Origin of the sequence: Streptomyces huiliensis (assembly GCF_020037025.1) — a bacterium.
GTDB classification, from domain to species: Bacteria; Actinomycetota; Actinomycetes; order Streptomycetales; family Streptomycetaceae; genus Streptomyces; species Streptomyces huiliensis.
The window spans coordinates 54,231-66,821 of the sequence record NZ_JAIQLH010000036.1 but is presented as its reverse complement, the minus strand read 5'-3'; the positions used below and the strand labels follow the sequence as shown (position 1 = coordinate 66,821).

Here is a 12,591-nt window from a genome sequence, read left to right as displayed (position 1 = left end):
CCGAGAGGCGCAAACGCCGGGGGCGGCGGATTTCATCCCGCCGCAACACGAGGGGCGCTACACGAGGGGCCGGCGGGATCACATGCCCGGCACGTACTGGATCAGCAGATCGAGGGCCTTGATGCCGAGGAACGGGGCGACGAGGCCGCCCAGGCCGTACAGGCTCAGGTTGCGGCGGAGCAGGTCGTGGGCGGACGAGGGGGCGTAGCGCACCCCGCGCAGGGCCAGCGGGATGAGGGCGATGATGACCAGGGCGTTGAAGACGATCGCCGAGGCGATGGCCGAGGACGGGCTGTGCAGGCCCATGATGTTGAGCTTCTCCAGTCCTCCGTAGCCCGCCGCCCCGCCGAACATGGCGGGGACGATCGCGAAGTACTTGGCGACGTCGTTGCAGATGGAGAAGGTGGTGAGGGCCCCGCGGGTGATGAGCAGCTGCTTGCCGACCTCGACGATCTCGATGAGCTTGGTGGGGTTGGAGTCCAGGTCCACCATGTTCCCGGCCTCCTTGGCGGCCGAGGTGCCGGTGTTCATGGCGACGCCGACGTCCGCCTGGGCCAGCGCGGGCGCGTCGTTCGTCCCGTCGCCGGTCATCGCCACGAGGTTGCCGCCCGCCTGCTCCTCGCGGATGCGGGCGAGCTTGCGCTCCGGGGTGGCCTCGGCCAGGTAGTCGTCCACGCCGGCCTCCGCCGCGACGGCCTTGGCGGTGAGCGGGTTGTCCCCGGTGACCATGACGGTCTTGATGCCCATGCGGCGCAGTTCCTCGAACCGCTCGCGCATGCCGTCCTTGACGACGTCCTTGAGGTGGACGGCGCCGAGGACGCGGGTGCCGTCGTGGTCCTCCAGGGCGACGAGCAGCGGGGTGCCGCCGCCGGCCGCGATGGAGTCGGCGATCCAGCGGGCGTCGACGGGGACCTCGCCGCCGCGCTGGGTGACCCAGTGGATGACGGACGCGGCCGCGCCCTTGCGGATGCGGCAGAACGCGTCGCCGTGCGCGAAGTCGGCGCCGCTCATCCTCGTCTGCGCCGAGAACGGCACGAACCGGCCGTGCGCGAAGTCGGCCTCGTCGCGGTGGACGCCCTGCCGCCGTGAGAGTTCGACGATCGAGCGGCCCTCGGGCGTCCCGTCGGACAGCGAGGCGAGCTGGGCGGCGTCGGCGAGCAGCTCCCGGGGGACGCCTTTGACCGGGACGAAGGAGTCCGCCCGCCGGTTGCCGAGGGTGATGGTGCCGGTCTTGTCGAGGAGCAGGGTGTTGACGTCCCCGGCGGCCTCCACGGCCCGCCCGGACAGGGCGATCACATTGCGCTGGACCAGCCGGTCCATGCCCGCGATGCCGATCGCGGAGAGCAGCGCGCCGATGGTGGTGGGGATGAGGGTGACCAGGAGGGCGACGAGCACGGTGATGCTCTGCTGGGCGCCCGCCCAGCCGGCCATGGGCTGGAGGCTCACCACGGCGAGGATGAAGATGACCGTCAGGCACGCGAGCAGGATGTTGAGGGCCAGCTCGTTGGGGGTCTTCTGCCGGGTGGTGCCCTCGACGAGCGAGATCATGCGGTCGAGGAAGGTGTGTCCGGGGCGGGAGGTGATCCGGACGACGATCCGGTCGGAGAGCACCGTCGTGCCCCCGGTGACCCCCGAGCGGTCGCCGCCCGCCTCGCGGATCACCGGGGCGGACTCGCCGGTGACGGCCGACTCGTCGACGGCGGCGACGCCCTCGACGACCTCGCCGTCCCCCGGTACGGTCTCGCCGGCCTCGACCACCACGAAGTCCTGCGGCCTCAACTCGGCCGCGGGGACCCGCTGTTCCTCCCAGCCGTCCCGTCCCATGCCGACCCGCCAGGACCGCAGCCGGCGGGCGACGGTCGCGCTCCGGGTCCGGCGCAGGGTCTCCGCCTGCGCCTTGCCGCGCCCTTCGGCGACGGCCTCGGCGAGGTTGGCGAAGACGACGGTGAGCCACAGCCAGCAGCTGATCAGCCAGGCGAAGACGGACGGCGAGACGATCGCGGAGAGCGTGGTGAGGACGGAGCCGACCTCCACCACGAACATCACCGGGTTGCGCACCATCACCCGGGGGTCCAGCTTGCGGACCGCGTCCGGGAAGGACGCGAGCAGCTGCCGCGGCTCGACCGCGCCCCCGGCCACCCGCCGGTGCCGGCGCCGCCCTCCTCCGGCCGGGGCGGGACTCGGCGGGGTGGCTTCCTGTTCGGGGAGCAGGCGCAGCATCAGAGGGGTGGCCTTCGCGGTCGCGGCGGGGTGGACGGTGACCCCACCCAACCGTGCCGGGCACGCCCGGTGACCGCTTCCTTACGCGCCCTTGTCGCTCCGGCTGCCCGGGCTTACGCCGCTTTTACGCGACGAGCCCGCCACGTGCGCCACGCGGCGGGCCACCACGTGCCACGCAACGGGCCCGTCGTGCGGGGTCAGCCCTGCGCCCGCCCGGCCGCGATCTGCCGCGACATGATCGTCGTCAGCTCGTACGCCGTGTGGGACGCGGCCACGGCCGTGATCTCGGCGTGGTCGTACGCGGGCGCCACCTCGACGACGTCCGCCGAGACCAGGTTGCAGGAGGCCAGGCCGCGCAGGATCTCCAGCAGCTCGCGGGAGGTCATGCCGCCGGCCTCGGGGGTGCCGGTGCCGGGGGCGTGCGCCGGGTCGAGGCAGTCGATGTCGATCGATATGTACAGCGGGCGGTCGCCGATGCGCTGGCGGAGCTGGTCGGCGACCTCGTCGGCGCCGCGGCGGTAGACGTCCGCCGAGGTGACGATGCCGAAGCCCATCTTCTCGTCGTCGGTCAGGTCCTTCTTGCCGTACAGCGGGCCGCGGGTGCCGACGTGGGAGAGGGCGGAGGTGTCGAGGATGCCCTCCTCGACGGCCCGGCGGAACGGGGTGCCGTGGGTGTACTCGGCACCGAAGTAGGTGTCCCAGGTGTCCAGGTGCGCGTCGAAGTGCAGCAGCGCGACCGGGCCGTGCTTCTTGGCGACCGAGCGCAGCAGCGGCAGCGCGATCGTGTGGTCGCCGCCCAGCGTCATCATGCGGGCGCCGGTGCCGAGGATGTCGTCGGCCGCGGCCTCGATCGTCTCGACGGCCTCGTTGATGTCGAACGGGTTGGCGGCGATGTCACCGGCGTCCGCGACCTGCGCGAGGGCGAACGGCGACGCGTCCTGCGCCGGGTTGTAGGGGCGCAGCAGCCGGGAGGCCTCGCGGATGGCGTTGCCGCCGAAGCGGGCGCCGGGGCGGTAGGAGACACCGGTGTCGAAGGGCACGCCGACGACCGCGACGTCGGCCGTGCCGACCTCGTCGAGCCGCGGCAGGCGGGCGAAGGTCGCCGGTCCGGCGTAGCGCGGGATGCGGGACGAGTCGACGGGGCCGCGCGGTTCACGGGGGGCGACGGTGGTCATGCGGGGAGCCTCTCGGATCGCTGCCTGGGACGTACGGGGACGTACCAGAGGGTAGGCAGGGGCCGGGATTCCGCACATATACGGAACTGTGGGTCCGGGCTCCCCTTATGGACACGGCGTCCATCGCGGCCCGCGGGGAAGAATGGGGGGCATGCCGACGCCGCAGACCGTACCCAGCCGAGCCGAGCTGTTCGACCACCTCGTCCGGACGCGCATCGCGGGGGTGGTCGCCACGCCCCGGCAGAACAGCCTCGACCACTACCGCGCGCTCGCCCGCGGCGACCGGTCGCACTGGCTGGGCGTGGAGCTGGGCGACCGCTGGACGGACGAGCAGGACGTGCTGGCCGTCATGGCCGAGCGCTGCGGGGTCAGCGACGACCCCGCGCTGCGGTCCGGGCAGGACGCCATCGACCCGGAGCTGACGATCGCCGCGCTGGAGCGGGCGGCCCTGTTCCTGCGGAAGGCGGCGGAGGCGCGGCGGCGGGTGCTGTTCGCCACCGGCCACCCCGGCGGCCTGCTGGACGTGCACCGGGCGACGGCCGCGGCCCTGCGCGCCGCCGGCTGCGAGATCGTCTCCGTGCCCGGCGGGCTGCGGGCGGACGAGGGCGTGGTGTACCAGGTCGCGGACGTGGCGGTGTTCGAGCGCGGGGCGACGCTGTGGCACACCCACTCCCCCGCCCCGATGGCGGCGGTCCTGGACGGGCTGGCCCGCGAGGGCCGCCCGCGGCCCGACCTGGTGGTCGCCGACCACGGCTGGGCGGGGTGCGCGGCGCAGCGCGGGATCGACACGGTCGGCTTCGCGGACTGCAACGATCCGGCGCTGTTCCTCGCGGAGGCGGAGGGGTTGCTCCGGGTCGCCGTGCCGCTCGACGACCATGTCGTCGACCCTCGGTTCTACGAGCCGATGACGGCGTACCTGCTGGACGCGGCGGGGTTGCCGGCGGTGGGGTGAGCTGCCCCGGTCCCACCCCTTCGCCGCTTCCTGGGGCTGCGCCCCAGACCCCCTGTCGCGGCTTCGCCGCTCGTCCTCAAACTCCCCCAGAGGGGGCACCCCCAACGGGCTGGATAGTCAGGCCGCCCGGCGCCCGTTCCGCCCGTTCCAGCCGCGGACGCACAGCCACGTCCCGCCGTACAGCGCCCCCGCCTCGGCGGCGCGTCCGGCGAGGCCGGCGGCGAACCGGGGGTTGCCGGCGAGGTCCAGGAGCCACTGGTGCCAGAAGAACATCAGCAGGATCGTCAGGACGATGACGACGGCCCCCGCGGCCATCAACAGGACGTTGCGCACAGGTCTCTCCCCCTCTTCCGGCGGAAGAGCCTACCGGGCGGCACTGACGACCCTTCAGCCGAGCGCACGCGGCGTCCGCACCAGCCCCTCCTGAATCACCGACACCGCCAACTCCCCGCCCTCCGTGAAGATCCGGCCGCGGGCCAGCCCCCGGCCGCCCTGGGAGGTGGGGCTCTCCTGGTCGTAGAGCAGCCACTCGTCCGCGCGGAACGGCCGGTGGAACCACATCGCGTGGTCCAGGCTGGCGCCGACGACGTCGCCGACCACCCAGCCGCCGCGCCCGTGGGCGAGCAGGACGGAGTCGAGCAGCGTCATGTCGGAGACGTAGGTGGCCAGGCAGACGTGGAGCAGCGGGTCGTCGGCGAGCTTGCCGTTGGTGCGGAACCACACCTGCGACCGGGGTTCGCGCGGCTCCCCGTAGCGGGCGAACGGCGGGTCGCCGACGTACCGCAGGTCGACCGCGGCCCGGGCCTCCAGCAGCCGTTCGACGACGTCCGGGCCCGCGAACCGGTCGGCGTACCGGGGCAGCAGCTCGGCGGCGGTCGGCAGGGTGAGCGGGTCGGGCGCGGGCGGGGCCGGCTCCTGGTGCTCCAGCCCCTCCTCGTAAAGCTGGAAGGAGGCCGAGAGGTGGAAGATCGGCCGGCCGCGCTGGACGGCGACGACACGGCGGGTGGTGAAGGAGCGGCCGTCGCGGATGCGGTCCACCGTGTAGACGATGGGCGCGCCGGGGTCGCCCGCCCGCAGGAAGTAGGCGTGCAGGGAGTGCGGGAACCGGTCGTCCGGGACCGTCCGGCCGGCCGCGACCAGCGCCTGGGCGGCGACCTGGCCGCCGAAGACGCGGGGGATGAGGGCGGGCCGGCTGGTGCCGCGGAAGATGTCCTCCTCGATCCGTTCGAGGTCGAGGAGGTCCAGGAGGTCCTGCAGCGGGGCCGGGGGTTCGTTCACGTGCGGTGCCGTTCCGTTTCCGAAGGTGCTCAGAGGCCCATCGACTTGGCGACGATGGAGCGCATGACCTCGCTGGTGCCGCCGTAGATCCGGCTGACGCGGGTGTCGGCGTACAGCCGGGCGATGGGGTACTCCATCATGTAGCCGTAACCGCCGTGCAGCTGGAGGCACTTGTCGATGACCACGGCGGCGCGCTCGGTGGTGAAGAGCTTGGCGGACGCGGCGTCGGCGGCGCTCAGCTCGCGCGCGTCGTGCGCGTCCAGCGCCCGGTCCACGACGGCCTGCATGGCGTCGACCTCGGCCTTGCAGTCGGCGAGGACGAACTTGGTGTTCTGGAACGAGGCCACCGGCTGCCCGAAGACCGTGCGCTCGGCCACGTACTTCCGCGCGAACTCCACGGCGGCGGCGGACTGCGCGTACGCCGAGAAGGCGATGCCCAGCCGCTCCTGCGGGAGGTTGTGCGCGAGGTAGGAGAAGGCCTTGCCCTCCTCGCCGAGCCGGTCGCCGACGGGCACCTTGACGTCGGTGAAGGAGAGTTCGGCGGTGTCGGAGGTCTTCAGGCCGAGCTTCTCCAGCTTGCGGCCGACCGCGTAGCCCTCGGAGCGGGCGTCGACGAAGAGGAGCGTGATCCCGCCGCGCCGGTCCTCGGGGGTGGGCGGGGCGGTGCGGGCGCAGACGATCACGCGGTCGGCGAGCACACCGCCGGTGATGAAGGTCTTGGCGCCGTTGAGGACGTAGTGGGTGCCGTCCGCGGAGAGCTTGGCGGTGGTCTTCATGCCGGCCAGGTCGGAGCCGGTGCCGGGCTCGGTCATGGCGATGGCGGTCATCATGTCGCCGCTGACGAACGGCGGCAGCCAGCGCCGCTTCTGCTCCTCGGTGGCGTACTTCAGGAGGTACGGCAGGACGAGCGCGGTGTGCACGCTGCTGCCGCCGAAACTGACGGCCGCGCGGGCGCACTCCTCGGTGATGACGGCCTGGTACTTGAAGCTGGTCTCGCCGGCGCCGCCGTACTCCTCAGGGACCTCGATGCCGAAGACGCCGAGTTCGCCGAGCTTCTTGTAGAAGTCGCGCGGCGCCTGCCCGGCCTCGCGCCACTCGTCGTAACAGGGGACGACCTCCGCGGCGACGAAGGCGCGGATGGTCTCCCGGAACGCCTCATGGTCCTCGTTGAACACCGTCCGACGCACAACTACCCCCTCGGCGGGGCCGGTTCCGCCGGCCCGCGGTCGGCTGAGCGCTTGCTCAGCGAAAGCTACCCGGCGGTCTCCGGGACTGTCCAGATCCCGCCGGGGTTGGGCGCGTCCGGAACGTCAGTGGCGGGCGGGGCCGGTGAGGGCCGCGAGGGCGCCGTGCGCCAGCCGGCGGAGCAGCGCCGCGGTGGCGTCGCGGCCGGGCAGCCCGCCGACGCGGCCGAGGTGCGGGGTGGAGTTGAGCAGGCCGAACACCGCGTGCACGGCGGCCCGCGCGTCGTCCTCGGCGACCCCGCAGTGCAGCGCGCGCACCACGTCCACCCACAGCTCGACGTATTGCCGCTGGAGCGAGCGGACCTGCTTGCGGTCGGCCTCGCGGAGCTGGCCGAGCTCCCGGTCGTGCAGGATGATCAGCGCCCGGTCGTCCAGGGCGAAGTCGATGTGCCCGTCGATGAGCGAGCCCAGGACGGCGGCCGGACCGGCGTCCGCCGCCTCGGCCGCGGCCCGCCGCTCCCGGCCGCTCGCCAGGAGCCGGCCGCTGATGCCGACCAGCAGCTCGGCGAGCATCGCGTCCTTGCCCGCGAAGTGGCGGTAGAGCCCCGGGCCGCTGATGCCGACCGCGGCCCCTATCTCGTCCACCCCGACGCCGTGGAAACCGCGCTCGGCGAAGAGGCGCGCGGCCTCGCGGAGGATCTGCTCGCGGCGCGTGGGGGCGGGGACGGAGGGAGCGGTGCGGGCGGGGCTCGCATCGGTGGGGGCGGGGTTCACAGGGGTCACCGAACAAATTGTAGACAGCGCCGTTAGCGGCCGTTAACCTGAAGAGGATCTGTTAACGCTCATTAACCGCAACGGCTGTACCAACGGCTGTACAACGCAACGGTTACTCACCGCACGTGGCACGGAAGCAAGGGAGCTTCGAGTCCATGCAGCAGGCACCGGCGCTGGTCAGCGCCGCGGATCCGACGTCCGAAAGCTGGCGCGGCAACGAGGCCGCGCACCGCGAGCTCGTCGCACGGCTGCGCGAGAAGCTGGAGGCGGCCCGGCTGGGCGGCGGCGAGCGCGCCCGCGCCCGGCACACCGCGCGGGGCAAGCTGCTCCCCCGGGACCGGGTGGACGCCCTGCTGGACCCCGGCTCGCCCTTCCTCGAACTGGCCCCGCTGGCCGCCGACGGCCTGTACGGCGGGGCCGCCCCCGCCGCCGGGGTGATCGCGGGCATCGGCCGGGTCTCGGGCCGCGAGACGGTGATCGTCGCCAATGACGCGACGGTCAAGGGCGGCACGTACTACCCGATGACCGTCAAGAAGCACCTCAGGGCGCAGGAGATCGCCCTGGAGAACCGGCTCCCCTGTCTCTACCTGGTCGACTCCGGCGGTGCCTTCCTGCCGATGCAGGACGAGGTCTTCCCGGACCGCGAGCACTTCGGCCGGATCTTCTACAACCAGGCCCGGATGTCCGGCGCCGGCATCCCGCAGATCGCCGCCGTCCTGGGCTCCTGCACGGCCGGCGGCGCGTACGTCCCCGCGATGAGCGACGAGGCCGTGATCGTCCGCAACCAGGGCACGATCTTCCTCGGCGGCCCGCCGCTGGTGAAGGCGGCCACCGGCGAGGTCGTCACCGCCGAGGAGCTGGGCGGCGGCGAGGTGCACTCCAAGGTCTCCGGCGTCACCGACCACCTCGCGGAGGACGACGCGCACGCGCTGCGGATCGTCCGCACGATCGTCTCGACGCTCGGTGACCGCGGGCCGCTCCCCTGGCGGGTGGAGCCCGTCGAGGAGCCCAAGGTCGATCCGGCCGGCCTCTACGGCGCCGTCCCCGTCGACTCCCGCACCCCCTATGACGTCCGCGAGGTCATCGCGCGGGTGGTGGACGGCTCCCGGTTCGCCGAGTTCAAGGCCGAGTTCGGGCAGACGCTGGTGACCGGCTTCGCCCGGATCCACGGCCACCCGGTCGGCGTCATCGCCAACAACGGCATCCTCTTCGCCGAATCCGCCCAGAAGGGCGCCCACTTCATCGAGCTCTGCGACCAGCGCGGCATCCCGCTCGTCTTCCTCCAGAACATCTCCGGCTTCATGGTCGGCCGGCAGTACGAGGCCGGCGGCATCGCCAAACACGGCGCCAAGATGGTGACGGCGGTGGCCTGCGCCCGCGTCCCCAAGCTGACGGTGGTCATCGGCGGCTCGTACGGCGCTGGCAACTACTCGATGTGCGGCCGGGCCTACTCGCCCCGCTTCCTGTGGATGTGGCCCAACGCCAAGATCTCCGTGATGGGCGGCGAACAGGCCGCCTCCGTCCTCGCCACCGTCAAGCGCGACCAGCTGGAGGCGCGCGGCGAGGAGTGGAGCGCGGACGACGAGGAGGCGTTCAAGGCGCCCGTCCGCGAGCAGTACGAGACCCAGGGCAACGCCTACTACGCGACCGCCCGGCTGTGGGACGACGGCGTCATCGACCCGCTGGAGACCCGCCGGGTCCTCGGCCTCGCCCTCACCGCCTGCGCCAACGCGCCCCTGCCCGAACGCGACCCGAACGCGCCCGGCTACGGCGTCTTCCGGATGTGAGAGGAGACGTGACGATGTCGACGATGTTCGAGAGTGTCCTGGTCGCCAACCGAGGCGAGATCGCCGTCCGCGTCATCCGCACCCTGCGGGAGCTGGGCATCCGCTCGGTCGCCGTCTACAGCGACGCGGACGCCGACGCCCGGCACGTCCGCGAGGCCGACACGGCCGTCCGCCTCGGCCCCGCCTCCGCCGCGGAGAGCTACCTGTCCGTCGAACGGCTGCTGGCCGCCGCCGAGCGGTCCGGCGCGCGGGCCGTCCACCCCGGCTACGGCTTCCTCGCCGAGAACGCGGCCTTCGCCCGCGCCTGCGCGGACGCCGGGCTGGTCTTCATCGGCCCGCCGGCCGACGCGATCGACCTCATGGGCGACAAGATCCGCGCCAAGGAGACGGTCCGCGCGGCGGGCGTCCCGGTCGTGCCGGGCTCGACGGGCAGCGGCCTGACCGACGCCGAACTGACCGACGCGGCACGGGAGATCGGCATGCCGGTCCTCCTGAAGCCATCCGCCGGGGGCGGTGGCAAGGGCATGCGGCTGGTCCGCGACGAGGCGCTGCTCGCCGAGGAGATCGCGGCGGCCCGGCGCGAGGCGCGCGGCTCCTTCGGCGACGACACGCTGCTGGTGGAGCGGTGGATCGACCGCCCCCGGCACATCGAGATCCAGGTCCTCGCGGACGGCCACGGCAACGTCGTCCACCTCGGCGAGCGCGAGTGCTCGCTCCAGCGCCGCCACCAGAAGATCATCGAGGAGGCGCCGAGCGTCCTGCTGGACGAGGCCACCCGCGCGGCGATGGGCGCCGCGGCCGTCCAGGCGGCCAGGTCGTGCGGCTACACGGGCGCGGGCACGGTCGAGTTCATCGTCCCCGGCGGCGACCCGTCCGCCTACTACTTCATGGAGATGAACACCCGCCTCCAGGTCGAGCACCCGGTGACGGAGCTGGTCACGGGCCTGGACCTGGTGGAATGGCAACTCCGGGTGGCGGCGGGCGAGCATCTGGACTTCGCCCAGGACGACGTGTCGCTCACCGGCCACGCCGTCGAGGCCCGCATCTGCGCCGAGGTCCCGGCCCGCGGCTTCCTCCCGTCCGCCGGCAGGATCGTCGCGCTCCACGAACCGGAGGGCCCCGGCGTCCGCGTCGACTCCGGCCTGCTCCCCGGCACGGAGGTCGGCACGGACTACGACCCGATGCTCGCCAAGGTCATCGCGTACGGCCCCGACCGCGCCACGGCCCTCCGCCGCCTGCGCGCCGCCCTCGCCGACACGACCATCCTCGGCCTGGAGACCAACACCGGCTTCCTCCGCCGCCTCCTCGCCCACCCGTCGGTGGTCTCGGGAGACCTGGACACGGGCCTGGTCGACCGCGACGGCCCGTCGCTCCTGACGGACACGGTCCCGGACGAGGTGTACGCGACGGCGGCCCTGGCGCGCCACGACGCCTTGGCCCCGGCCGCCGCTCCCGACGACTGGACGGACCCCTTCTCCGTCCCCGACGCCTGGCGCCTGGGCGGCGAGCCCGCCTGGACACCGCACCACCTGCGGGTTCCGGGGCGGGATCCTGTGACGGTCCGGGTCCGGGCGACGGCGTCGGGGGCGGAGGTGCTGCTGGACGCGCCGGAGGGCGCGGAGGCGCGGGCCGGCTTGGCCGGCGCGGGTACGGCGGCCGGCGGGCGGTCCGCAGGCGCTCCCGCCGGAGCAGCGGCGGCCGGCGGCCAGCCCGCGGGCGGCCCGGCGCAGCAGGGCAAGGGCGTCGGGGGGCCCGGGGGCTTGCCCCCGGTTTCGGGAAGGGGCGGGGTGGGGGAACAGCCCGCCGCAGGCGCGCCTCACCGCGCCCCCCGCCGCGCGCGCCTCCTCCGCACCGGCCCCCACCGCCTCACCCTCGACCTCGACGGCCGCACCACCCCCTTCGTCACCAGCCCCGACGGAGCGTGGCTGGCGCACGCCGGCGACACCTGGCACGTCCTCGACCACGACCCCGTAGCCGCCGGGGGCGCGAACGCCGCCGCGCACGCCGGAGCGCTCACGGCGCCCATGCCGGGCACGGTCACCGTCGTCAAGGCGGCCGTCGGGGACACGGTCACCGCCGGCCAGAGCCTGCTCGTCGTGGAGGCGATGAAGATGGAGCGCGTCATCGCCGCCCCCCACGACGGCACGGTCACGGAACTGGACGTCACCCCCGGCAGCACGGTCGCCATGGACCAGGTCCTGGCCGTCGTCACCCCGGACCAGCCCGCCACGGAGCTCGCCGCGGAGCCCGCAGCCCAGCCCGCCGCCCAGGAGGAAGCATGACGGCCGACGGCCTGCCCATGCCCGTACGGGACCCCGCCCTCCCGGACCGCGTCCGGATCCACGAGGTCGGCCCCCGCGACGGGCTGCAGAACGAGAAGGCGATCGTCCCGGTCGAGGTGAAGGCGGACTTCATCCGCCGCCTCGCCGACGCGGGCCTGCGCACGATCGAGGCGACGAGCTTCGTCCGCCCCGAGTGGGTCCCGCAGTTGGCCGACGCCGAGGAGCTCCTGCCCCTCGTCGACGGAATCGGCGTCCGCCTCCCCGTCCTCGTCCCCAACGAGCGCGGCCTCGACCGCGCGCTCGCCCTGGGCGCACGCGAGGTCGCGGTCTTCGCCAGCGCCACCGAGTCGTTCGCCAAGGCCAACCTCAACCGCACGGTCGACGCGTCGCTCGCCATGTTCGAGCCGGTGGTCCGCCGGGCGAAGGACGAGGGCGCGAAGGTCCGCGGCTACCTCTCCATGTGCTTCGGGGACCCCTGGGAAGGCCCGGTCCCGATCGAGCGCGTCGCGGACGTCGGCCGCCGCCTGTACGAGCTGGGCTGCGACGAGCTGAGCCTCGGCGACACGATCGGCGTCGCCACCCCGGGCCAGGTCACGGCCCTCCTCACGGCGTTCAACGCGGCGGGCGTCCCCACCGACCACCTCGCCGTGCACTTCCACGACACCTACGGCCAGGCCCTGGCCAACACCCTCACGGCCCTCCGCCACGGCGTGACCACCGTCGACGCCTCCGCGGGCGGCCTCGGCGGCTGCCCGTACGCGAAGAGCGCCACCGGCAACCTCGCCACCGAAGACCTCGTCTGGATGCTCCACGGCCTCGGCATCGAAACCGGGGTCGACCTCGGCCGGCTCACCGCCACAAGCGTGTGGATGGCCGCCCACCTGGGACGGCCGAGCCCGTCCCGTACCGTCCGCGCCATCTCCCACCAGGAGTCCTGAG

10 protein-coding genes are annotated in these 12,591 nt (G+C 73.5%); 4 read left to right on the top strand and 6 right to left on the bottom strand.

The window, feature by feature from the left end:
* Window positions 1–78: 78 nt before the first annotated feature.
* Together kdpB and speB are read right to left on the bottom strand one after the other, a co-directional pair.
* Entirely contained in the window at window positions 79–2,220 is a 2,142-nt protein-coding gene (kdpB, locus tag JNW98_RS08175) for a potassium-transporting ATPase subunit KdpB (protein ID WP_223767422.1), read from the bottom strand.
* 197 nt (window positions 2,221–2,417) lie between these two features.
* Window positions 2,418–3,395, bottom strand: coding sequence for an agmatinase (speB, locus tag JNW98_RS08170; protein WP_223767421.1), 978 nt, complete (start codon window positions 3,393–3,395; stop codon window positions 2,418–2,420).
* Window positions 3,396–3,537: 142 nt separating this feature from the next.
* On the opposite strand from speB, the gene JNW98_RS08165 reads away from it, so the two are divergent.
* Complete coding sequence (locus JNW98_RS08165) at window positions 3,538–4,347, top strand: phosphatase (RefSeq protein ID WP_223767420.1); 810 nt, start codon at window positions 3,538–3,540, stop codon at window positions 4,345–4,347.
* Between the two features lie 117 nt (window positions 4,348–4,464).
* On the opposite strand, the gene JNW98_RS08160 is transcribed toward JNW98_RS08165, so the two are convergent.
* From JNW98_RS08160 to JNW98_RS08145, 4 genes are all read right to left on the bottom strand, one after another.
* Window positions 4,465–4,680 carry a hypothetical protein gene (locus JNW98_RS08160; protein ID WP_223767419.1) on the bottom strand — a complete coding sequence of 72 codons (216 nt, stop codon included), beginning with the start codon at window positions 4,678–4,680 and terminating at the stop codon, window positions 4,465–4,467.
* 54 nt (window positions 4,681–4,734) lie between these two features.
* A complete protein-coding gene (locus JNW98_RS08155) occupies window positions 4,735–5,625 on the bottom strand; it encodes an acyl-CoA thioesterase (RefSeq protein WP_223767418.1) in 891 nt (296 codons plus the stop codon).
* Between the two features lie 29 nt (window positions 5,626–5,654).
* Entirely contained in the window at window positions 5,655–6,812 is a 1,158-nt protein-coding gene (locus JNW98_RS08150; protein WP_223767417.1) for an acyl-CoA dehydrogenase family protein, read from the bottom strand.
* A gap of 123 nt (window positions 6,813–6,935) precedes the next feature.
* Complete coding sequence (locus JNW98_RS08145) at window positions 6,936–7,583, bottom strand: SACE_7040 family transcriptional regulator (RefSeq protein WP_308015523.1); 648 nt, start codon at window positions 7,581–7,583, stop codon at window positions 6,936–6,938.
* A 155-nt stretch (window positions 7,584–7,738) separates the two neighbouring features.
* On the opposite strand from JNW98_RS08145, the gene JNW98_RS08140 reads away from it, so the two are divergent.
* The 3 genes from JNW98_RS08140 to JNW98_RS08130 are packed head-to-tail and all read left to right on the top strand — an operon-like array spanning window position 7,739 to window position 12,590.
* Window positions 7,739–9,370 (top strand): carboxyl transferase domain-containing protein, encoded by a 1,632-nt coding sequence (locus JNW98_RS08140; RefSeq protein WP_223767416.1) that lies wholly within the window; start codon window positions 7,739–7,741, stop codon window positions 9,368–9,370.
* 23 nt (window positions 9,371–9,393) lie between these two features.
* Entirely contained in the window at window positions 9,394–11,652 is a 2,259-nt protein-coding gene (locus tag JNW98_RS08135) for an acetyl/propionyl/methylcrotonyl-CoA carboxylase subunit alpha (protein ID WP_223767415.1), read from the top strand.
* Window positions 11,649–12,590, top strand: coding sequence for a hydroxymethylglutaryl-CoA lyase (locus tag JNW98_RS08130; RefSeq protein ID WP_223767414.1), 942 nt, complete (start codon window positions 11,649–11,651; stop codon window positions 12,588–12,590). Before JNW98_RS08135 ends, JNW98_RS08130 begins: the two co-directional genes overlap by 4 nt.
* Window position 12,591: the final 1 nt, after the last annotated feature.